The 21852-nt window shown below is 36.1% G+C and carries 21 protein-coding genes, 1 rRNA gene and 2 pseudogenes; 10 read left to right on the forward strand and 14 right to left on the reverse strand.

Features of this window, described 5'->3' with window-relative positions; genetic code table 11:
• Nucleotides 1–23: 23 nt before the first annotated feature.
• A 16S ribosomal RNA gene (locus OOK92_RS06530) occupies nt 24–1527 on the reverse strand.
• Between the two features lie 153 nt (nt 1528–1680).
• On the opposite strand from OOK92_RS06530, the gene OOK92_RS06535 reads away from it, so the two are divergent.
• Both OOK92_RS06535 and radA read left to right on the forward strand, forming a co-directional pair.
• Nucleotides 1681–2295 carry a hypothetical protein gene (locus OOK92_RS06535; RefSeq protein ID WP_264735602.1) on the forward strand — a complete coding sequence of 205 codons (615 nt, stop codon included), beginning with the start codon at nt 1681–1683 and terminating at the stop codon, nt 2293–2295.
• A gap of 843 nt (nt 2296–3138) precedes the next feature.
• On the forward strand, nt 3139–4482 hold the full coding sequence (radA, locus tag OOK92_RS06540) for a DNA repair protein RadA (RefSeq protein ID WP_264732599.1): 1344 nt from the start codon (nt 3139–3141) through the stop codon (nt 4480–4482).
• On the opposite strand, the gene ftsY is transcribed toward radA, so the two are convergent.
• A complete protein-coding gene (ftsY, locus tag OOK92_RS06545) occupies nt 4469–5380 on the reverse strand; it encodes a signal recognition particle-docking protein FtsY (protein ID WP_264735603.1) in 912 nt (303 codons plus the stop codon). The genes radA and ftsY overlap by 14 nt on opposite strands.
• A gap of 186 nt (nt 5381–5566) precedes the next feature.
• Here ftsY and iscU point away from each other — a divergent pair, with 186 nt between their 5' ends.
• Genes iscU through OOK92_RS06565 form a run of 4 tightly spaced genes read left to right on the forward strand, consistent with a single transcriptional unit; the run spans nt 5567 to nt 8656 of the window.
• Nucleotides 5567–5959, forward strand: a complete 393-nt coding sequence (gene iscU / locus OOK92_RS06550) for a Fe-S cluster assembly scaffold IscU (RefSeq protein ID WP_114516867.1) — start codon at nt 5567–5569, stop codon at nt 5957–5959.
• 10 nt (nt 5960–5969) lie between these two features.
• Nucleotides 5970–6374, forward strand: a complete 405-nt coding sequence (locus OOK92_RS06555) for a HesB/IscA family protein (RefSeq protein WP_264735604.1) — start codon at nt 5970–5972, stop codon at nt 6372–6374.
• Nucleotides 6367–6825 (forward strand): iron-sulfur cluster co-chaperone HscB C-terminal domain-containing protein, encoded by a 459-nt coding sequence (locus tag OOK92_RS06560; RefSeq protein ID WP_264735605.1) that lies wholly within the window; start codon nt 6367–6369, stop codon nt 6823–6825. Before OOK92_RS06555 ends, OOK92_RS06560 begins: the two co-directional genes overlap by 8 nt.
• The gene (locus OOK92_RS06565; protein ID WP_264735606.1) at nt 6803–8656 is read left to right on the forward strand and encodes an Hsp70 family protein; all 1854 of its coding nucleotides are present in this window, start codon (nt 6803–6805) and stop codon (nt 8654–8656) included. The genes OOK92_RS06560 and OOK92_RS06565 overlap by 23 nt, the downstream gene beginning before the upstream one ends.
• A 3-nt stretch (nt 8657–8659) precedes the next feature.
• Here OOK92_RS06565 and lepB read toward each other — a convergent pair whose 3' ends face one another.
• Together lepB and OOK92_RS06575 are read right to left on the reverse strand one after the other, a co-directional pair.
• Nucleotides 8660–9406, reverse strand: a complete 747-nt coding sequence (lepB, locus tag OOK92_RS06570; protein ID WP_264732601.1) for a signal peptidase I — start codon at nt 9404–9406, stop codon at nt 8660–8662.
• Between the two features lie 36 nt (nt 9407–9442).
• Nucleotides 9443–9679 (reverse strand): hypothetical protein, encoded by a 237-nt coding sequence (locus tag OOK92_RS06575; RefSeq protein WP_264735607.1) that lies wholly within the window; start codon nt 9677–9679, stop codon nt 9443–9445.
• A 31-nt stretch (nt 9680–9710) separates the two neighbouring features.
• On the opposite strand from OOK92_RS06575, the gene OOK92_RS06580 reads away from it, so the two are divergent.
• From OOK92_RS06580 to OOK92_RS06595, 4 genes are all read left to right on the forward strand, one after another.
• The gene (locus OOK92_RS06580; RefSeq protein ID WP_264735608.1) at nt 9711–9839 is read left to right on the forward strand and encodes a hypothetical protein; all 129 of its coding nucleotides are present in this window, start codon (nt 9711–9713) and stop codon (nt 9837–9839) included.
• On the forward strand, nt 9824–10780 hold the full coding sequence (locus OOK92_RS06585; RefSeq protein ID WP_264735368.1) for an IS5 family transposase: 957 nt from the start codon (nt 9824–9826) through the stop codon (nt 10778–10780). Before OOK92_RS06580 ends, OOK92_RS06585 begins: the two co-directional genes overlap by 16 nt.
• A 205-nt stretch (nt 10781–10985) precedes the next feature.
• Entirely contained in the window at nt 10986–12173 is a 1188-nt protein-coding gene (locus tag OOK92_RS06590) for a phosphoglycerate kinase (protein ID WP_264735609.1), read from the forward strand.
• Between the two features lie 58 nt (nt 12174–12231).
• The gene (locus OOK92_RS06595) at nt 12232–13050 is read left to right on the forward strand and encodes an EndoU domain-containing protein (RefSeq protein WP_264735610.1); all 819 of its coding nucleotides are present in this window, start codon (nt 12232–12234) and stop codon (nt 13048–13050) included.
• Between the two features lie 177 nt (nt 13051–13227).
• Here the strand turns inward: OOK92_RS06595 and OOK92_RS06600 are convergent, their stop codons facing one another.
• The 10 genes and pseudogenes from OOK92_RS06600 to OOK92_RS06645 all read right to left on the reverse strand — a co-directional run bounded on the left by OOK92_RS06600 (nt 13228) and on the right by OOK92_RS06645 (nt 21849).
• The gene (locus OOK92_RS06600) at nt 13228–14061 is read right to left on the reverse strand and encodes an RluA family pseudouridine synthase (protein WP_264735611.1); all 834 of its coding nucleotides are present in this window, start codon (nt 14059–14061) and stop codon (nt 13228–13230) included.
• A gap of 122 nt (nt 14062–14183) precedes the next feature.
• Entirely contained in the window at nt 14184–15950 is a 1767-nt protein-coding gene (locus OOK92_RS06605; protein ID WP_264735612.1) for a hypothetical protein, read from the reverse strand.
• A gap of 61 nt (nt 15951–16011) precedes the next feature.
• Nucleotides 16012–16638 (reverse strand): annotated as a pseudogene (locus OOK92_RS06610) (ComEC/Rec2 family competence protein); the annotation flags it as partial.
• Nucleotides 16613–16723 (reverse strand): annotated as a pseudogene (locus OOK92_RS06615) (phage tail assembly protein); the annotation flags it as partial. The pseudogenes OOK92_RS06610 and OOK92_RS06615, both read right to left, overlap by 26 nt.
• A gap of 46 nt (nt 16724–16769) precedes the next feature.
• Complete coding sequence (locus OOK92_RS06620) at nt 16770–17276, reverse strand: phage major tail tube protein (RefSeq protein ID WP_264735613.1); 507 nt, start codon at nt 17274–17276, stop codon at nt 16770–16772.
• 17 nt (nt 17277–17293) lie between these two features.
• Nucleotides 17294–18478, reverse strand: coding sequence for a phage tail sheath subtilisin-like domain-containing protein (locus OOK92_RS06625; protein WP_264736403.1), 1185 nt, complete (start codon nt 18476–18478; stop codon nt 17294–17296).
• Nucleotides 18471–19022: a hypothetical protein gene (locus tag OOK92_RS06630; RefSeq protein WP_264735614.1), complete on the reverse strand. Its 552-nt coding sequence runs from the start codon at nt 19020–19022 to the stop codon at nt 18471–18473. Before OOK92_RS06630 ends, OOK92_RS06625 begins: the two co-directional genes overlap by 8 nt.
• A 10-nt stretch (nt 19023–19032) precedes the next feature.
• Nucleotides 19033–20466 carry a hypothetical protein gene (locus tag OOK92_RS06635; RefSeq protein ID WP_253303053.1) on the reverse strand — a complete coding sequence of 478 codons (1434 nt, stop codon included), beginning with the start codon at nt 20464–20466 and terminating at the stop codon, nt 19033–19035.
• Nucleotides 20463–20657: a hypothetical protein gene (locus OOK92_RS06640; RefSeq protein WP_015589010.1), complete on the reverse strand. Its 195-nt coding sequence runs from the start codon at nt 20655–20657 to the stop codon at nt 20463–20465. Before OOK92_RS06640 ends, OOK92_RS06635 begins: the two co-directional genes overlap by 4 nt.
• 4 nt (nt 20658–20661) lie before the next feature.
• Entirely contained in the window at nt 20662–21849 is a 1188-nt protein-coding gene (locus OOK92_RS06645) for a hypothetical protein (protein WP_264735615.1), read from the reverse strand.
• Nucleotides 21850–21852: the final 3 nt, after the last annotated feature.

Genomic DNA, 21852 nt, shown 5'->3' on the forward strand with positions numbered 1-21852 from the left:
AATGGTAAGTTATGCGCAAAGCCCAAGGAGGTAATCCAGCTGCAGATTCCCCTACTGCTACCTTGTTACGACTTCACCCCAGTCACCGATCCCACTTTAAATAACTCCCTCCTTGCGGTTAGGTCGTTAGCTTCGAGTGAAACCAATTCCCATGGCGTGACGGGCAGTGTGTACAAGACCCGAGAACGTATTCACCGTGGCATGCTGATCCACGATTACTAGCGATTCCAACTTCATGTACTCGAGTTGCAGAGTACAATCCGAACTAAGATGGCTTTTAAGGGATTAGCTTAGCCTCGCGACTTTGCAGCCCATTGTAGCCACCATTGTAGCACGTGTGTAGCCCACTCCATAAGGGCCATGATGACTTGACATCATCCCCACCTTCCTCCAGTTTATCACTGGCAGTTTCCTTAAAGTCCCCAGCATTACCTGATGGTAACTAAGGATGAGGGTTGCGCTCGTTGCGGGACTTAACCCAACATCTCACGACACGAGCTGACGACAGCCATGCAACACCTGTGTGAAATCCGGCCGAACCGACCCTATCCCTTCGAATAGGTATAATTTCCATGTCAAGGAGTGGTAAGGTTTTTCGCGTTGCATCGAATTAAACCACATGCTCCACCGCTTGTGCGGGCCCCCGTCAATTCCTTTGAGTTTTAATCTTGCGACCGTAGTCCCCAGGCGGAATGTTTAACGCGTTAGCTGTAATACAGAAAGTAAACTTCCCATATTTAACATTCATCGTTTACAGCGTGGACTACCAGGGTATCTAATCCTGTTTGCTCCCCACGCCTTCGCGCCTCAGCGTCAGATTTGAACCAGATAGACGCCTTCGCCACTGGTGTTCCTCCTAATATTTACGAATTTCACCTCTACACTAGGAATTCCTCTATCCTCTTTCAATCTCTAGGTTAGCAGTTTTAAAAGCAGTTCCAAGGTTAAGCCTCGGGATTTCACTTTTAACTTACTAACCAGCCTACGCGCCCTTTACGCCCAATAATTCCGAATAACGCTAGCCCTCTCCGTATTACCGCGGCTGCTGGCACGGAGTTAGCCAGGACTTCTTCTGTGAGTACCGTCATTATCTTCCTCACTAAAAGAGCTTTACAACCCAAAGGCCTTCTTCACTCATGCGGCATGGCTGGATCAGGCTTTCGCCCATTGTCCAATATTCCCCACTGCTGCCTCCCGTAGGAGTCTGGACCGTATCTCAGTTCCAGTGTGGCTGATCATCCTCTCAGATCAGCTATAGATCATTGCCTTGGTAGGCTATTACTCCACCAACTAGCTAATCTAATATAGGCTCATCTAATAGCAATAAATTTTTCCCCCGTAGGGCGTATACGGTATTAGCTGCCGTTTCCAACAATTATTCCGTACTACTAGGTAGATTCCTATATATTACTCACCCGTCTGCCACTAAGTTATACCATAGCAAGCTACAATATAACTCCGTTCGACTTGCATGTGTTAGGCCTGCCGCCAGCGTTCATTCTGAGCCAGGATCAAACTCTCAAATTTAGACTTCAACCTATAAAAGGTTGAGGGTACATCGGATAAATCCGACAAAAAATAATTTAGCTTAATACTGCTGTCTTTATTTCTACTTTAGAAATATTTTAATCTCCAACTATTCAAACAACTTTGAGAATATTATTATGTGATATAATCACTATGTCAATATGTTTTTGCAAATCAAAAGCATTAATGTATAAATATATAACTATTTGGAATATTACCATGAAAAAATACATCTTTCTGCTTGCACTCGCACCAATGTCAGTTGGCATCACATTATACTTATTGCGCAACATTGATAACACAAAACAATCTATAACTGCGGGTGACAAGTTTTACGAAGTATTATTCTTTAAAAAAGATAATAAGCCGCTGCTAGAAGAAATAGATTCAAATTGGGGGTATTTAGCAAATTTTGAACACGCATTCAATCATATCTCAGATTCAATGCCAACAAACACAGCATCTATTTATAATGATTTGGCAGATGATAAAGATGCTCCTGATGTTTTGCGTGAGTTAGCACAATACTTAGAAGTAATGAGCTTACTTCACTCCAACGGTGAAAAAATAAATAAAGATAAAATTGATAATTTAGAATCAAGTGCAGTGTATCCTTATTCAAGCCAAGAAGCTATCGCTGTAGTAAAGATACATAATAACGACATTAAAGGTGCAACTGAAATATTGCGTTCCCTATTAAATGACAGAAAATGCCCTATCCTAATCAAAGCTAATGCACAAGAACTACTCAGGATATATGGAAGTTAACTCATTAGACTTTTTGTATAGTTTTTGGCAACAACCGTTAGAAACGAAAAAACTTCCTTGACAAACTCCGCCAGCCCCCTTATCATGATAGTGAAGGTATTCAGTTATCTTCATCTGTGCAGATTAAACAGCAAGAAAACAACGTAGTTGGTGTCTTATTTTTAATTTTTTGCACTATGTGCACCTTATGTCTTCACAACATTTCTGGGTTTTTACCTATATAAGCTGAAACGCGCTTATAAGTCGTTTAAGACAGTATAGTACGCCAATTTGCAGGATTAGAGAGTGACAACTAGCTAACACGGGGTTTCTTTTGCCTTTTTTTCTGCTTAGTAAATTTCTTAAACATTTAAACTAAGGTGAGCTGCACTTAAAAGCAGCTAAATTGCAGTGTTTAAGACTTAAAAAACGCCAATACAGAAAATAGACAATGACTAGGGCTTCTTTTGCCTTTTTTTTCGTTTGGTAAATTTCTTAACGTTTGTAGCTAAAAGAGCCCAAGAGAGGTGTCATCCCGCTGCTTGTTAGCGGGATCTATGTTAAGAGATACCGCGAATGAATCGCGGTATGACGTAGGACTGCTGTCATCCCAGTGTCGGGGCACTGGGATGACAAAAAAGGGGCTACTCGGATGACAAAAAAAGGATGCTACTGGAATGACAGGAGAATGGGCTACTTGGATCCTAGAGGGAAGCGTTCGTGCAATTATTGTGCATGAATTTAAATGGCACAACTTATGACAATTATCTTCGCACCAAAACGTTTGTGAGACTCAGTGGTTAGATTTACTTCGCCTATTCAGCTAATTTTTATTACAATTATAACAAAATAATTTTGATTTTAATGAAAACTGTATATGTATGTCAATCCTGTGGTCATAGCACTGGTAGGTGGGTAGGAAAGTGCATTGCATGTGACAATTGGGATACAGTTGTTGAAGAAATAGCAGTAAAAACGGGCAAAAGAAGTATATCTGCGCCAATTTTAATAAAGGCGTTATCGGGTAGCGAAATTATCACTCCAAGTCGTTTTCTAACAGGAGTAGAAGAATTAGATAGAGTTTTTGGTGGGGGTATCGTTCAAGGTGCTAGCATTCTAATTGGAGGCGAACCTGGTATTGGAAAATCTACCCTTTTGCTTAGAATTGCAGCTAATGTTGTGCAACTTTCCTCTTTTGAATGTCTTTATGTATCTGGCGAGGAATCTTTAGAGCAGGTGAGCCTCAGAGCAAAGCGTCTTAAGATAAATGAACCTAAAATTAAGCTTTTATCTACAGTGTCTTTAACTGATGTAGTAGCAACAATAAAGGAAAATAAAAGCATTAAATTTTTAGTAATTGACTCTATACAAACAATGTATGATAGCAGAATTACATCGGCACCAGGAACTGTAACTCAGGTTCGTACTTGTGCCCATGAATTAACCATTCTTGCGAAACAATATGGTGTTTCTCTTTTAATAGTTGGTCATATAACTAAGGATGGGCAAATAGCTGGACCTAAAACTTTGGAGCATATGGTAGATACGGTATTATATTTTGAAGGTGAAAATAGCAATCAATACCGTATTTTGCGTACTATTAAAAATAGATTTGGCCCTGCAAATGAAATTGGTGTTTTTGAGATGTCTGAAGCAGGACTTGTGCCTGTTGATAATCCATCATCATTGTTTCTGATGGCCCATGACAGAGAAGTAGTTGGCAGCGCCGTATTTGCAGGAATTGAAGGTTCAAGACCAATTTTAATGGAAGTTCAAGCGTTGATAGCAGGGACTAATATGGCAACCCCAAGAAGGGCAGTAGTTGGGTGGGATATTAATCGATTGGCTATGATCATCGCGGTGCTAAATGCTCGCTGTAAAATGTTTTTGCATGATAAAGAGGTATACCTAAACATTGCAGGGGGACTCAAAATACAGGAACCATCGGCTGATCTTGCTGTTGCTGCTTCCCTTATTTCAAGTGTAGTAAATTTACCGCTGCCAACTTCTTCAATAATCTGCGGTGAAGTTGCACTTTCTGGAGAAATTAGGAATGTCTCGCATGCTGATCTTAGACTAAAAGAAGCACAAAAGTTAGGATTCAAAAAAGCAATTATGCCTAAAAATGGTAATTACTCTTCTCATGATATTGAGATAATCAAGCTTGGTCACGTAAGGGAATTAAGAGAAATTTTTAATTACAATTAAATAATGCTTCAGCAAACTCTTTACTAGTAAACTCCTTTAAGTCCTCTATACTTTCACCAATTCCTATAGCATGTAACTTTACCTTATAAGCTTCTGCAAGTCCAATTACTACTCCGCCCTTAGCAGTGCCATCTAGCTTTGTTATGATTAACCCTGTAACACTAACCATCTTACTAAATGCCTCTAATTGGCTATAAGCATTTTGGCCGATAGTTGCGTCAAGAACTAAAATAACATCATGAGGGGCAGTGTCATCCAATTTCTTTATCGTTCTATATATTTTTGATAACTCCTCCATAAGGTTCACATTATTTTGCAGCCTTCCTGCTGTGTCAATTAGAACAACATCAACGTTATCTTTTATAGCTTGACTTACAGCTCTATATGCCACACTCGCAGAATCGCTACCATGCTCTCCAGTAACAATCAAGCAATCAGAACGTTCTGCCCAAATGTTTAATTGTTCACTAGCAGCAGCTCTAAATGTATCACATGCAACAAGCATAACGGACTTTCCCATCTCCTTATATTTATATGCGAGCTTACCTATAGTTGTGGTTTTACCATTACCATTTACTCCACATACCATTATTATATGTGGTTTTCTGTTTAAAATTAACGGTTGCACGACAGGGTTTAATATAGCTTCTATTTCGTTCATTAACTGCTGTGTGATGATATTATGCTCAACTTCCTTGTCAAATTTGATGCTTGTGAGCCTGTCAATAATCAACTTGGAAGTTTTATGACCAATATCCATGCTAATTAGCAATTCTTCTAGCTCATCTAAAAGCGACTGATCTAATTTTTTTTTGGCAGAAAAAATACTTTTTACTCCGTCGCTAAAGCGAGAAGAAGTTTTCAACAAGCCTTTATAAAGATTACCAAATAAACTCAAGGGAATACTCCTTTTAAAATTATAAACTTAATACAGAGAATGACATGCACTACGTATATTTGTAAAGAAAAATGCACTCGCAACCGTTACATTTTACTCACAAAATACAGCGGTTGCGAGTGCATTTTTCTTTAGTTTTTAACCTAAATATGTTATAATATAAGGTAGTGGTTTATAGGTAATTTTATGAGTTATAATGAAAAAATTTTAGATCATTACGAAAATCCAAGGAATGTTGGTTCTCTGGATAAAAATGATCCAAATGTTGGTACTGGTTTAGTTGGTGCACCATCGTGCGGTGATGTAATGAAATTGCAGATAAAGGTCAATGACAAAGGTGTTATTGAAGATGCAAAATTTAAAACTTTTGGTTGTGGTTCTGCCATTGCTTCAAGTTCCTTGTTAACAGAGATGATAAAGGGAAGAACCATCAGTGACGTTACACAGATAAAGAATACTCAAATAGTGGAAGAGTTGTCTTTACCTCCAGTGAAGATACACTGCTCGGTGCTTGCTGAAGATGCTATAAAGGCTGCTATTCATGATTATCAAAGCAAACAAAGTAAAGGTGGACATTGAGAACTAAAGCATGAGTGAATATCAAGGAGTAAACGCTATAAAGAAAGATAAAAAACTTATTACTATAACTGCGAAAGCAGTAGAAAGGATAAGGCATTTATTGGACCAAAAGAAGCATACTAACCTTGAGAAACCGGAAGAAGCAATAGGAATAAGAGTGCTAATTAAACAAAAAGGATGTTCTGGTTTAAAATATGATATTGAATATGCGTATGATACTCGTCCTTTAGAGTCGATAATTGAGGAAAACTGCAGTGATGACCAAAAAGTTAAAGTGTTGATCGATCCAAAATCTGTCATGTTTATTCTTGGCTCTGAAATGGATTATGTAGAAGAAAAATTTTCATCGGGTTTTGTTTTCAAAAATCCTAATGAGAAAGGAAAATGTGGTTGTGGAGAGAGTTTTCATGTCTAGCAACTATTTTGCATTGTTTGAAATTGAACCAACTTTCAATATCAGCTTTGATGAGTTAGAGAAAAAATATATTGAGCTAAGCAGGACTGATATAAACGAAGGACAATCTAAAAATATAATTAATATTAACAAAGCTTATCAGGTGCTAAAGTCACCTCTAAAACGTGCCGAGCATTTGTTGAATCTTTTTGGTGTGGAAAGCCCAAAGGATCATCCAAATTCTGAAATATTAAATGAATCAATGGAAATAAGAGAATATTTGCTGGACTGCGATGATCTACAATTTGCAAGTAGGATGGTTGATGAAAAAATAAAAGATTGCGTTAAAAACCTAATTAACACTTTTGCTGTAAAGAATTTTGATGGAGCTGCTACACAAGTCTTAAGATTGAAATATTTATATAAGTCATTTGAGGAGGTGAAAAAGAATGCAACCAATTCAAATTTCTGAACCAAATTCAAGTGAAGTAGTTTTTGGTATAGATCTTGGCACTACTAACTCTTTAATTGCTATGGTAAATAAAGCTGGCAACGTGGAGATATTTAAAGATGAGCAGGGAAGAGAGCTACTGCCTTCTGTTATTTCGTATGAAAATAATACATTGAAAACTGGCTGTGACGTCGGTCAAAATGCAATCTACTCAATAAAGCGTTTAATGGGTGAAAGTGTTGAAGAATTAAATAAAGAAGGCCTCAATTTTGAAATAGATAACGAAAGTGAAAAAGTTATTAGAGTAAAATGCTCAGAGGAAAAGTATCTTACTCCTGTTGAGATTTCTGCTGAGATATTAAAAGCTTTATGCGAGAGGGTGAAAAAGTCTACAGGAATGGAAGTAAAAAAAGCAGTGATCACTGTGCCAGCTTACTTTGACGATTCAGCACGTAACGCAACTAAATATGCAGCAAAATTAGCTGGCATAGAAGTTCTTCGCCTCGTTAACGAGCCAACCGCTGCAGCGCTTTCTTACTCCATTGAAAAGAACAACAGCAGCGGAATATATGCAGTTTACGACCTTGGTGGAGGAACATTTGATATTTCAATATTGAAATTACATCAAGGAGTGTTTCAAGTCCTTGCAGTTGGTGGTGATACCAAACTCGGCGGTGATGATTTTGATCACCTACTAAGTTCAATTGTACTTGATAAGTATAGAGAAAAGGCAGGTTTAAGCGAAAGTGTCATCCCAGTGCCCAGACACTGGGATCCAGAGAACTTGATTGCAAATGAACATACCAAAAAGTTATATAATAAGAACTGGATTCCAGTGTCAAGCACTGGAATGACAGGGCCATTATCATTCGTTGAACTACGTGCCGTGAAAGAATACCTAAGTGAAAATACATCAGGCACTTTTGGCTTTAACATTAACGGCAAGCCATTTGAATGTGAAATAACTAGAGAGAAGTTCGAACAGGCAATAAGTCCTTTAGTTAATAAGACTATCAATATAGTCACTCGTACTATAAGTGATATAGATCTTAAAATTGATGATATAAAAGGAGTAATTTTAGTTGGTGGTGCAACTAGAACACCATTGGTTCAAAATTCACTAGTCAAGCTCTTTGGAAATAAAGTACTAAATGACGTGGATCCGGATAAAGCAGTTGTCATGGGAGCAGCTCTGCAGGCTCATGATTTAACTTCGAGCTCAAAAGATAGGAATATTCTCCTGGATGTTTTACCTTTATCACTTGGCATAGAAACTATGGGAGGCATAGTTGAAAAAATCATACCAAGAAATACACCACTACCAGTTTCAGAGATAAAAGAGTTTACAACTTATGTTGATGGGCAACCAGCAATGAAAATTCACGTTTGTCAGGGAGAACGTGAAATGATCGAGGATAACAAATCTCTAGCGCAGTTTGAACTAAAAGGTATACCGCCACTGCCTGCAGGTTCTGCAAGAGTTGAAATAGAATTTACAGTTAACGTTGACGGAATCTTGACTGTTACTGCAAGAGAAAAAGCTACTGGAATTGAGCAGACAGTTGAAGTAAATTCAAATTTTGGCTTGAGTGAAGCTGATGTTCAAAATATGGTTAACCAGTCAATAAACAGCTTTGATGAAGATATGAAGGCTCGTTCCCTTGCAGAGGCTAAAATTAACGGTAACAAGCTCATACATCTAGTTGAAAATGTTTCCACTGATCAAAAGTTGAAAAACCTATTACAAAACGCAAAAAACGCTTTACAAGGCAATGACTTGAATGAAATTAACAACGCTATCGCCGAGTTAGAAAATTCTTCTTTAGAGTTGTGTGAATTAACAGATAGGTAGAGTTTACACAACTTTATGCAATATCCTGTCAAATCTCAGAGCAACAGGTAACCTGAAATTAAATGGTAACCAATCGACCTTCCCCAATTTAAACGATAAACCAACTATACTTACACGCCCAATGATATTTTCCATTGGTACAAAACCAACTTCAGGAAACCTGCTATCCAAAGAATTATTTCTATTGTCTCCCATAACAAAAAATTGATCGTTAGGTACATAATAAACCGTAGTGTTATATGATAGCTTATTAGAAATGTTATCTACCAAAATCTCATGCTCCTTGCCACTTAAAAGCGTTTCTATATATCTTGGTATGTTACGATTTGACTCATAATCAAAAAAACTTTCAATTTGCCTTCGCTCTACTTTCTGATCATTTAGGTATAATTCTCCCTCTATCATTTGCACTTTGTCGCCTGGTGTTCCTATTACTCGCTTAACAAACCTGATGCTGTCATTTCTTGTGGGTTTGAAAACTACTATGTCGCCACGCTTTGGAGGGGTATAAAAAATCCTGCCGCTAAAAATGTTTGGAGAAAATGGAAATGAGTGTTTACTGTAACCGTATGAATATTTACTAGTAAAAATGTAATCCCCTTCAAGTAGGGTGCTTTTCATTGAACCAGAAGGTATATGAAATGGCTCGAATAAAAAACTACGTATTGATAGCGCAATCAACAGTAAAAAAAACAATGAAGATAAAAATCTTCCCGTTCTTATCACCCAGTTTTTGCTTAGTTCTTCCAACTTTTCCAACTTTGTTTTTCTTATAGATTAAGCTTATTATAATACATAAATTAAAAAATGGTAATATGAAATTTTACTTGTGAATGTTATTCCTCTATTCAAAACAATTTTGAAAAGGCGGTTCATTTCTTTCAACGGTGTCATCCAAGTAGCGTGACACATAACTGTACGAACATTGCAATTTGCAGGTGGCAGATGAAAGTAGCTGACACTGAGATCCAGAAAAAAGAATGGTGTCATCCAAGTAGCTGACACTGGTTCCTGCAATCTCATCGAAAACGTTGTAACCACTTTCTATGCTAATTTGCTTGTAAGCAACCTGGATCCCAGTGGGCTTTGTTGCATAGCAACCGAAAAAATCTGGTGGCTACTGACAAAATTCATTATAAATAACCATTTAACTGTTGAAGAAAAAATATGCCACAGAAAATGAAAGTCAGTAACCAAAACGAATATAACAAATTCCTTGAAAAAAGGGGAAATATTTTTCGTTACATCGATGAAGCTATCGAAAATTGGTATGAAAATAGTCCAAAAATGCAGGGCGGCAACTATATTTACAGTGATAAAGTCGTAATTTTGGTGCATATAATTGTCAATCTTTTTAGAATTGGGTTAAGACAAACGGTGGGGTTTATAAAAGGATATCTGCAACAAATAGGAAAAAATTTGGCAGTTATCAGCTATTCACAAGCATCAAGAAGGTTTAAAAAACTTAATATTAAGATAAATGATTGCAGGGTTGATAAAAGCAACATGGAAAATATTGAAATTATCATAGATAGCACAAGTATCAGCATTTACAGTAACACTCCTGGCCACAGTAAGGAAAACAGTGCAGATAGAAAGTACCGAAGCTACGAGCAAGTAAGAAAGTTACATGTTATGTTAAGTGTGAATAGTAAAAAAGCTATAGCTGCAAGATACAGTAATGGCGTCTACTCTGACCACTATGGAGCTTGCGATTTGCTTGAAGAAGTTAATTTTCAGCACAAAATAAAAGCATTATATGCAGATAGGGCATACGATAGGCACAAACTTTATAAATTGTGTAAGAAATACGATATAAAGACAAAAGTTCTACCAAAAAAGGATGCAGCAGAACATTCAAAAATAGATTATATGTCTGACAGAAATGCTGCTATTAGGTTAATAAAATTATATGGACAAGATGGTGTAAAAGAGTGGAAAAAGGAAGCAATTTATGGAAAGAGATCTTACATAGAAGGATTTTTCTCAAGGTTGAAGCAAGTATTTGGATTTAGCTTTAGGAATAAATCTGAAGTAAATCGTGAAAAAGAATTACTAATTAAGTGCTATTTGCTCAACAAATTCACTGATATTGGTATGGCTAAATTTGAAATCATTACATAAATTTGTCGTAAACCATCACTGCTTAAGGTGCTATGCAACAAAGCCATCCCAGTGTCGGCTACTTGGATGACACCATTATAGAGTGAACCAGTGTCAGCTACTTTCATGACACCATCTGGATGTAAATTTCCTTAAACGTTCGTAAACTTAAAACTTTACTTTAGGTCAAACTGCTGTATAGTGGCTTTATAGCTTTAGTTTTACAATGAATATACCTAGTATAGAAAATTGTGATCTTCACAATAAAACCGTCTTACTCAGAGTTGACTTCAATGTTCCTATAAAAGATGGAGAAATTCGTGACGTCACTCGTATTTTGAGAGCATTGCCTACTATTGAGTATTTAGTGAATGCAAGTGCAAAGATTATTATTATATCGCATTTCGGACGCCCAAAGGCCAGAGACAATAATCTGTCGCTAAAAAATGTAATTGACACTTTATCGCAGTTACTAAATAAAAAAGTGAAATTCATTGATGATTGCGTTGGTGAAAAAGTGCAAAAAGCAGTGAGTGCTATGGATGCAAGAGATATAATATTACTAGAGAATCTAAGATTTTATAAAGAGGAAGAGCAGAGTGACTCAAATTTTGCCAAACAACTAGCATCTCTAGCGGATATATATGTAAATGATGCATTTTCTTGCTCTCACAGAGCTCACGCTTCTATTTCACGCATTACAGAGTTTTTACCTTCCTACGCGGGATTTTGCTTACAAGATGAGCTAAAGTATCTTGAAAAAGCTGTATCGTTTAAAGCTAAACCTATTACTGCGATAGTTGGGGGAGCCAAAATGTCAACTAAGATAAAAATGCTTATAAAGCTAACAGAAAAGGTTGATTACCTAGTTCTCGGAGGTGCAATTGCTAATAATTTTTTGTTATTTAGCAAAGTAAATATAGGAAAATCTTTCTTTCAAAATGGTGTTGACGACCTTCTACATAATATTGTTGAAACAGCAAATAAAAACAATTGCAAAATAGTTGTGCCAGAAGATGTTCTGGTTGCAGTAAACCCTGATTACAGCACTAGTATTTCAAGAAGAACTGAGTCCATTTTGGACGGTGATATAATTTTGGATATCGGACCACAAACTTTGAGTACAATAAGCCGTATAATAGCAAGCAGTAAGACTCTGCTGTGGAATGGACCTATTGGTGTTTTTGAACATTCAGCTTTTGCAAGTGGTACAATAGGGGTAATGAAAGTCGTAAGTGACTTAACGCACAAAGGAAAGTTAACCAGCATAATAGGGGGAGGTGATAGTCTATCTGCAATAAGCGCTGCAGGCCTTACCGATAAGGATTTTACATATGTTTCCACTGGTGGAGGAGCGTTTTTAAGTTGGCTGGGTGGTGATGAAATGCCGGGAGTTGCTGCTCTGCAAAAATGATTAGATTAAAACTTTTTTAAATTGTTTCTTATAAGCTAGCTTTTTTGTGAACGTGATTATGTCGAAGACAGTTAAACTAATTTTGTGTTTAATAATACCAATAATAGGATTTATTTTTTATATTAGGGATCATTATTTTCACACTGACTATGTAGAAGAAAATAATTTTGAACCATTTTTCAGTTCACAACCAGGTTATATACCACCGTTTCCAGAATTAACTGACTTCGATAGAGGAGTGTTGAAAGTTTGTGGAGATTGGGGAGCACATCCAGATAAAGAAGATTTCAAAATTTTACTTAGTTGTCCGCAGCATCAAGAAGTAGTGAAAGGAATATATGATAAGCTTGATCATCAAGTGATTACGCCAGATGCGGATTTGGAGTTATTTAAAGATGAACTGGCTAACATTTGGTTTACAAATAGTGAAAGTGAAAAAGAAACTATAGGGTTTGGACATATTTTTTGTGGTGAGCCAAACGATAAATTAGGTGGTATGCATTTTGTAGGTAGATATGTTGAAGCTCAAGAAGATAAATGGGCAGGTGCAATTTGGAATGATAAGTCCCTATGCAATAAATCAGATATTAAGCCACCAGTTTATACATTTGGAATGAAATATTTGGGTAAGGATGGGGAAGTGAAAGTTAAATGCCCAAATGGATACGCATATAACCTTCATGCCGATGATATTTTAATTTCTGCAACTAAGGCGTTCAAGGAATTAGGAAAAGATGGAATGTGCCTATATGAAATGGAAGATGACAATTATCAATCAGTGTTTGTAAGAAAGAATGATGCTATACTCACGTTCTATCCCGACTTAACACCAAAATGTGATGATAAGAGTACTTATTGTAGCTGCAGTAAATCTTAATTTATTTCAGCCAAAGATATATATAGCTAAAGTGGCTTAGGTTTACCTACAATTTGAAAAACAAAAATTCGTCATCCCGCTGCTCGTTAGCGGGATCTAGAGATACCGCGAATGAATCGCGGTATGACGTAGGGAAACCTTTCTTGGGTTAGCTATACCAGCAATGATGCCGTTACTTCAAAAATCAGGTAAACCTTTCTTAGGTATATTTTCAAACTCACCAATTAAAGTTTTTATATCTTGCGGTAAATCAGAGACAAATTCCATGTATTCCTTACTTTTTGGGTGGTGTAATCCTAATTTGTAAGCATGTAGTGCTTGCCTATTGAAATTACGAATAAAACTAGAGTTTTTAGCATATTTTGTGCTTTTACTACTATTTTTTCCGTAAACTTGATCACCAACTATGGAATGTCCTATGTGGCTCATGTGGACTCGAATTTGGTGTGTTCTGCCTGTCTCTAAAGTGCATTTAACCAGGCTTGCTTGTCCTATAACTTTTTGTACTAAATAGTGAGTGATTGCTAATTTGCTTGTGATTTTTGTTACACACATCATTTCTTTATTACCGCGTTTGGGAGCAATGTTAGTTTTTATAGTTCCCTGCTGGGAAGATAATGCTCCCCAAACTACTGCTAAATATTCTCGCTTTATTTTACGATTTGATAACAATTCAGACAAAAAACTATGGGCTTCCTCATTTTTTGCAATTACCATCAGCCCACTAGTATCTTTATCGAGTCTATGAACAATTCCTGGTCTTACATCAAGGTGAGCGATAACTGCGTTCAAGAGCGTATCATTGTTTGTCCCAGCACCAGGGTGCACTGTTAATCCACTTTGTTTACTCAGAACTATAATGTCCTCATCTTCATAGACGATATCAAGTTTTATGTCATAATTAGGCTCAATTGATGTGGATATGTCAGGTTGAACGAGATGTACTATATACTCTTCACCTGGTTTTACTATGTGATCATTATTAATTATCGGTATGCCAAGTAATTTCACCTACTCATTTTGTATCAATCTTTGAGCTTTACTGCGTGATATGTTGCACTTTTCAGCTACGTAGATATCTAGCCTTAATTTCTCCTTATCATTATTAACACTTAAGGTTATTACTGAGTGATCTATAGTGATTTACCCCGCGCCATTTCCCATGCTGCTTGAATATTTTGATTTACGAAATCAACTTTTGTACTAGGAAGATCACCTTGTTTTTTAATATGGCAAGTTGTTTGAGAGCCATCTTTCCAGTGAATTATTATCTTGTTATCAAAATCCCGTAGTGTTGCCTCAACCTTTTTTTCTTTATTATCTTTTTCTTCCAGCTTAATAGATTCTAGTATGTAATGTAAAAATTCACTTGCTTTGCCGTTGATTTTTTCTTTCCACTTGTCTGTTCTTTTTCGTTCAAGTAAATCTTTTTTCAGCTGCCTTACTCTGTCTTGTTTTTCTAAGACTGCCATTTGTTCTTGTAGCTTCTTCTCTTCATCTACTAATTGATCAGTATTATCTTCATTATCAGGCTCACTTGGTTGGTTGTGTTCTTCTAATAACTGTGTCTGTATCTCTTGATTTGCAGATTCATTAGTACTAGTTTGTATCTCTTTATTTGCAGATCCGTTAGCATTAGATCGACTACTGCTTCCTTGCCCATTTTGTTGAGGGTTGGGGTTATTAGATGCGTTAGGTAATCTTTCATCTGCAAAAGTTGCTCCGGATAATCCCATACGGGCTCCAGGTTTAAGTCTAGATATTCTATCTTCTAAAGTCTCTGCTAGATTACTCAAGTTGTTTACTAAACTCATTACCTTTTCTACGTCCACTTCACTCAGTTTACCTTTTACGTCTCCGCTAACTTCTTTACACAGAACATCCACACTTTTACTAATATTTTTCAGGCAGTCAGTTATTTCTTTACTAGCAGTTGTTTTCACCTCATCCACATTTTTCTTTATATCTTTTTCTAATTTATCAAGTAAAGCTTTGAGATCCTTCCCTATACTGCCAAGCGTTTCTTTAATGTTAATATTTGCAGGCCTTAAAAGACTATTATCAAGTAAATCGCAAGCTTTTTTAAGGTTACTGCGAAATGAGTCGCAAAACGGACCAAACAGTTCTTTTATTAGAGATATTAGTTCATTTTCCTTTTTACCAAGCTTATTTTCTATTACTGATACAACCATGCCCTTTCCAGACCAGTATGGAAGTAGAAGACCTAAAGTACTGTGGTTTCTAATAGTATGATTTTCATAATCTACGCTATTACTTACTAGATTGCTAAGTGTTGATATGATGCATACAAGAATAACAACTAATAAAGATATTAATGTTATTAAAACATTAATGGATTGTGATATTGCTGAAACTACTATAATAGCACCAAATACATACGATCCAGTAAACAAGAAAATCCTATTTCTATTTTCTGCTTTTATATCTTCTAGTATTTCTCTCTGCATCTTAGAAATTGGTAAAACTATTGAAAGCTTTTTCCTCTTACGATCTAAATTTGTTACAATTTCAATTTTTTCGGCTTCTTGAACAATCTGGCTGTACTGTTCATCAACTTGATAGTTTCCTACTTTTTTATCTATCTCATTCTCTTTTATTTTTTGTGTATTTATAAAGTTTATAACAGCAGTAAATAAGAGAACTGCAAGAGGAATAAAGGCAAGAGGTGCTGGCGTGAACGTAAACCCAGCAATACTTACTGTAACAGGCTGAATAGAAAAGGCAGTAAATGCTATAAGAGTAGCAATGGTACTTGCTATCGATATAGTACCAGAATACTTTCTTATAGAGCTCAAAATTCTACTGGGCTGGTCAGCAAGTTTTCTAAATCCTAAAAAATCAAAATAGTCTTTGAAAGGATCTTTAGTGTCTGTAACCATAACATTTTTCTAGTTTTAATTTATTTAGGTATACATTAACCAAACCTTAAAATCAAGTTTCTTAATTTTTCAACATGTGCCAAGGCCGGTTAGAGCGCACTGTATTAATCTTTACGTAACGATTTGTTAACCAAATTGAATGTGTGCCATATGTTTTTAGATTGGTGTATTTAATAGTTCTAGTATTACAAACTGAATAGTCGAATTCACTTAATTGAATTATTAAATCAACTTTATCACAATTTTCTGAAATATCTTCTTTTTTATAAGCAAGCAGTACTGATTTATTATTTCCTTTATTATATATACAGCCATAATCGTTGCACTTTAGTCTTTTATCTGGATTGCTATATTTTGTATGATTCAAAATTTGGTTCTGCCCATTTTGTTTCGCCCATGTTTTGACAACAAAGTTCCTATTTTTTCTGGTGAGAGAATATAGTAAGTTATCACTCTCCTTTGCAGCAACATTATCAGCATTTATTAGGATGTCGGGGGTTTTATATGCGGTGCTAAAGCAAATACCTAGTACAATAAAGAAAATTCCGAAGAAACGCCAATTTCTTTCCCACAAGCACAGCCACAATAAACCAAGTGTTATGATAATAATTGATGAGGCAGGAAAAGTACGAATGGGAATAACCAAATACTGAAGACTAGCGATTGCATTTGTTATATACAAGATAATCTCTAACTTTTGGACGTCTAATGGTAAGCTCTGAGATAGAAATACCATCAACTGTTATTGGATTATCAAGTTTTACTGTTGTCATACTTTCTCCTAAAAAATAAAATTCTAAAATCTTTTTAAAACTAAACCTAAATACCTAAAACCGTTTGCAGCAAGGCCATTTGATCAACACCATTTATCTTTCTAATCATATTTTCAGCATCGATTTCTATTAATTCATTACCACCTATAGTAAGTTTGTAGTAATGGGCAGCTGCAGTACACTTCAGCGTTGCTTTTTCAGCAGGTTTCCAGCTACCAAAATCAAATTCTTTGAATATGCCCCTTAAATTGATTATTACTGCTTCAATATCATTGTTTCCGCTGCCTTGTAATCCTCCACGAAGCGTCAAAGAAACTGAGTTTCCATTTATCAACCCAAATAGCCGAAAGAGTTCCGTATCGTATTCAGAAAAAGTGAAATCTGCTTCCAGCTTTTCCATTCCCATGTCAATATTTATTGGAATATCCATACCACCAGCTCTATATTCATCTGTTTTTATGGTAAGTTTTGGCAAGGTTATTTCATCTATTTTTCCTGCATAACCACGACCATCAACGAATACGTTAAAATTTCTCAGTATTTTCGGTAACATTTGTTTTTCTCCTTTTCTTACAGTACTTCGCTATTGATCAAGTGTGACCTAAAAGTAATCTGTTCAGCTGGGTATGGTGGTGTAAACTCAAAGTCAAAGTATACTTTTCCGCTTGCAATATTTGCCGGTGTATTGAGTTCAGATGTTGCATAACATTTTCCGCTGATAATTGCCCCTTGCGCTTTTAAACTTGCTAGGTAGGAATTCACCCCCTCAATCACATCATCTATGTAAGTTTTGGTAATATTGCGATCAACTGCCCATAGATGAGCTCGAAGTAGACTATCATTGATTAAATCTGCAGTGCGCCTCACTGATAGAAAAGCCCATTTCGAGTCATTTGAACATGTTCTATTGCCCCAAAGCCTATAGCCATTTTGATGAATTACCGTTGTTACTTCATTTTCATTTAAATGGTTTGCTCTACAATTTGTATTACCGAGCGTAAAATCAATAGGCCTGCTTGTTCCAACAATACCATTTATCTCTTTATTTGAAGGTGAATGCCAGAAGCCTTGTTCGCTGTCTATTTTAGCTATTAAACCAGCTACAAATGGACTCGATGGCAAGATTTTTTCTTTTCCTTCAATAAATAACTTAATCCATGGGTCAACTACGTAAACTCTTGAGCTGCCTACACTTTTTCTCCATTTTATTGCTTCTTCATCATTAGTATTTGGTCCGTCTGCAACAATAATTGCTCTTAATTTTTCTGCTATGGAAATTAAAGCACTCACTACTGGATTTACTCCATCTATTTCAGGTAACTGATGAGTAAACTGAGGTGCAATTAATATTCTTGGAGCAACATGAACTATACTTTCACTACTGAGGAATGCCTCTATCCCTTGATATTCTCCAGTCTCTTTATCAACTCCACCGATTATACTTTGAATAGTTTCACTTTCTTTGAGCTTTGGATCGCTGTTTTCACTTTCTTTAACTCGAATAACTACTACTGTTGCACCAATCTGGGAAAATATTCCATTTATTGCAGAAGGTAAACTGCCACTCTTTCCGAGCTTTGCTGCTTCCTTTAAGCTTCCTGCAACTAACACTGGTTTATTTAGCGGAAATTTTTGCTCATCTGCTTCAGGTGCAGTACCAATTACACCTATCACTGATGATTTAGCTGTACGTACTGTCTTTGCTCCTGAGGTTACCTCAATAACATTTACGCCATGTAAAAATTCTTCAGCCATTTCTTTGTATTTTTTTCCTGAAATCATCTAGCAAAGTCTGTAGCTCATTTTCACTTTTGGCTTCTTCAATCTTTCTTTTGGCTAAATCTTCAAGCTCTTCACATTTAATTATTGCTTTTACTGCTTTTTTCACTTTTTCCTCAATTATTCTTGCCATTTCAATAACCGTAATACCACGGACTTTTGCTAATGGTTCTATAATTTCTGTATCCTTTTTACTTATAGACTCTGGTGCTGCTAGAATGCTTTTTGCTGCTTTTTCTTGTATTTGATACGATTTAGCTTTTTGGTGAGAATTTCCAGCGTATTCGTTAGTATAGTTATTAAAATAAAAACGAAGTGCAGAAAGTTTCGCATTTTCCAATAATTCCAGCTCAATATCTTCCTTATTCCTTTCAACAATTTTCTCTCCTTCTGTTAAACAATAACTTTTTTGCCAGTCAAAATTCTTTGGTGCTTCATACCAATCATTTCCAGTTGGCTTGTTTTCAAGTGTTGTTGTTTTAATCTGCTTGTGGTTTTCAAAACGTATATAAATAGTCACAAATTCCTCCTCATTGCCATATTTGATCAGTTCGTTCTAACCCTGGACATTGCCAACCCCTGAGCGTCCTTTCCACATCTACCTCAAGCCCTGTGGTGAGAAAATTGCTACGTATGTTATAAATCCCCCACTGAATAAATTGACCATAGTTGTGTACATAATTTGATGCAAGCATACCTTGACTAACTTGTGTTCTGGAATACAGATAAGATGATGTGTAAAGTAATATTGCAACTGTTTTTCCTGCTGGAATCTCCACATTACCAGATCCGGCTAACTTGCTATCAGAACTCGTGTATTGGTAAACATTTTTCCATACTATTTTTGAAATACTTGATTTATTAGAATTAGTGTTATCAGGAGTTCCCACAAATAATCCTGCTCCCCCATACTCCGTACTCGAATACGATGATCCAACAAATTCCATTGTCTTATTTATGTTCACATTGGTTGTATTTTTTACAAATACTACTCCAAGTGCAGCATACGGGTAATAGTATATCTCATCATAACTACCCGAAAAACTTTTTGTGCATAACTCTCCGTAAATAAATGTTCCTTTACTTCCCTCTATAAAACTTAGTTGTCTTGGCCGATAAAAACTAACGTAATCTGTATTGTACGTATGGCTACCTGCTAGTAGTTGTAACATATAGTCAGTTTTTGTTATATCACTACTCCACTTTCCAAGCTCTGTCGTAAAAGTTCCGTGGCCAAAATAATTATTTTTTCTGCCAAGTACACCAAATAAGAAAGGTAATGACCCTGGTTCAACCATGTTGCGCTTTCTTATTTCATTTATAAGAGACACTTTTAACTGTTCATCCCGAGTTTTTACCTCATTTATCAGGGATGTTTTTAATTGGTTATCACGAGTTTCTATTTCCCCAATAATTGATGAGCCAGATGGTACATTATTAACAGCACGAAAATCTTCTACTAAACCTTTAAGACCATCTTTATGACTATTACTAATGCTATTTATTGCTGCAATATTGGCATTCTTTCTCGTATCAAGTAGCGATAAATTTGTTGTTCCTTTTTCATCAATTCTCTTTAATAACTGCTTCTCTGATTCAGAGATCACTGCTAAAGAACTAGCTTTTTTATTATCCAGATCAGTTAAGTGTTTTTTTGCACTATCAAGAAGTTCTTTTAGCTTACCATCAGTCATCTGTACAATTTCAGAAACTGCACTTTTGTCGACTATTGATTCCAATGCTTTAGCAAGATATGCTAATTGATCTGGTGTACTGTTTGCTGCTAAATCCTTAAGCCTCTTTTGTAGTGCATCAATTATCTCTTTTACCTCAGTCATCTGCACAATGTCAGCAATAGCTTTTTTATCTGCTATCAATTCCAGCGATTTTGCAAGATATGCCAGTTGATCAGGTGTGCTATTTGCTGCTAAATCCTTTATCCTTTGGTATATTGCTTCTTTCATTTCCAAAAATTTAAAAAAGTTTCAAAGTTAAACCGCTCAAAATTACTCTTAAGTTGATTATGCTCATCTTCTCTTTCGGTAATATCTTCATCTATTTTCTTAATTGTGGTACGGATACGAACAACATCTTGCACAGCAATGTTTTCTGGATGAGGCAAAGAGTATCCTCTACTTGTTTTATCATCTGACATTCTGCTAAGTGATAATGATTCGTAGATTTTTGACTTTTGGACGATAGACAACCGTTCCACTTAAAACCAATTTTATCCTTGTATCATTACCATTAAAATTTGATAGCACATGAGTTCTCTCTACCCAATTTTCTCCAATTGGTTTTCCTGATGTTAAATTTACTAATTGCCAATCCACGTTTTTTTGTACATATGCTTTAACATCTGCAGTGCCAGGTATCAGCGCATCATATGTTATGGTAATCTTAGTGTTAGCTCCTGCTGTAATGCTTCTTGTAACATAATCTCCGGACTCTGAAAGATTACCTAGAACTAGCTGTAACCCTGGATATAGCACTGGACTTTTTTCTTTTGACCCTTTTAAATTTGCCTTTACTGTTAACTCTCCAGATAGTCTTTCACGCAGCGCGAGCGGCAAGTTATCAGATAAAAAGTTTTCTCTTCCCTCTTCATCTGTTAAGATAAATTCTACATTGGTATCAAATGCTACTTTTTCGACGTTCGTCAAAACAATTAAATCTGATACATTATTTACAGTAACTTTGCCAAGATCAACAACATGAGAAACTTCACTAAATTTTGCAGCTAGTAGTCGAAACGTTAAATCTAAATTTTGATGTGGAGTCCAGGTGCTTGCATTGCTAGATGACAGTAATACTCCTACTTGATATGGTTGACTCGTTACCCAGCGGCTATTTACTGCATCATATTTGCCAAGTTCTGCTATTTTTACTGTAGTATCTGCATCATCAGTAAGCAGTACTATCGCATACTCTTGTTCTGCATGGCAAAACACTGGTGACCAAGTTATACGTGTTGCTGTGCCATCTATCTTTATATCTTTTGGCTCAATATAGCTTTCAGCAATGACAGTTTGTGAGGGTACTCCCACTGCTGTTTCTGTAATCTGCACAACAACACGTTTTTTGCCTTTATTTATGAACCATAGCTCTACACCTCCTATGTGCCTACTCTCATTTAAAGTAAATGTTTGCGCTAAAGGATCAATTCTTCTTGCTGCAATAACTCTTCTTCTCTCTTCTATAGTAATAGTTTTTTTACCAGTATACGTTGTTTCTCCATAACTTCCTTTATCCCCATAAAACTGTACTAATTTAGTACCTGCTGGAATATTTGCTGGTACTTTCACCTTTCCCTTTAATTTTCCCTGGTTGTTAGCTCTTTTTTCCACTTT

The sequence above is a fragment of the Wolbachia endosymbiont (group A) of Rhinocyllus conicus genome, from assembly GCF_947250775.1.
GTDB lineage: Bacteria > Pseudomonadota > Alphaproteobacteria > Rickettsiales > Anaplasmataceae > Wolbachia.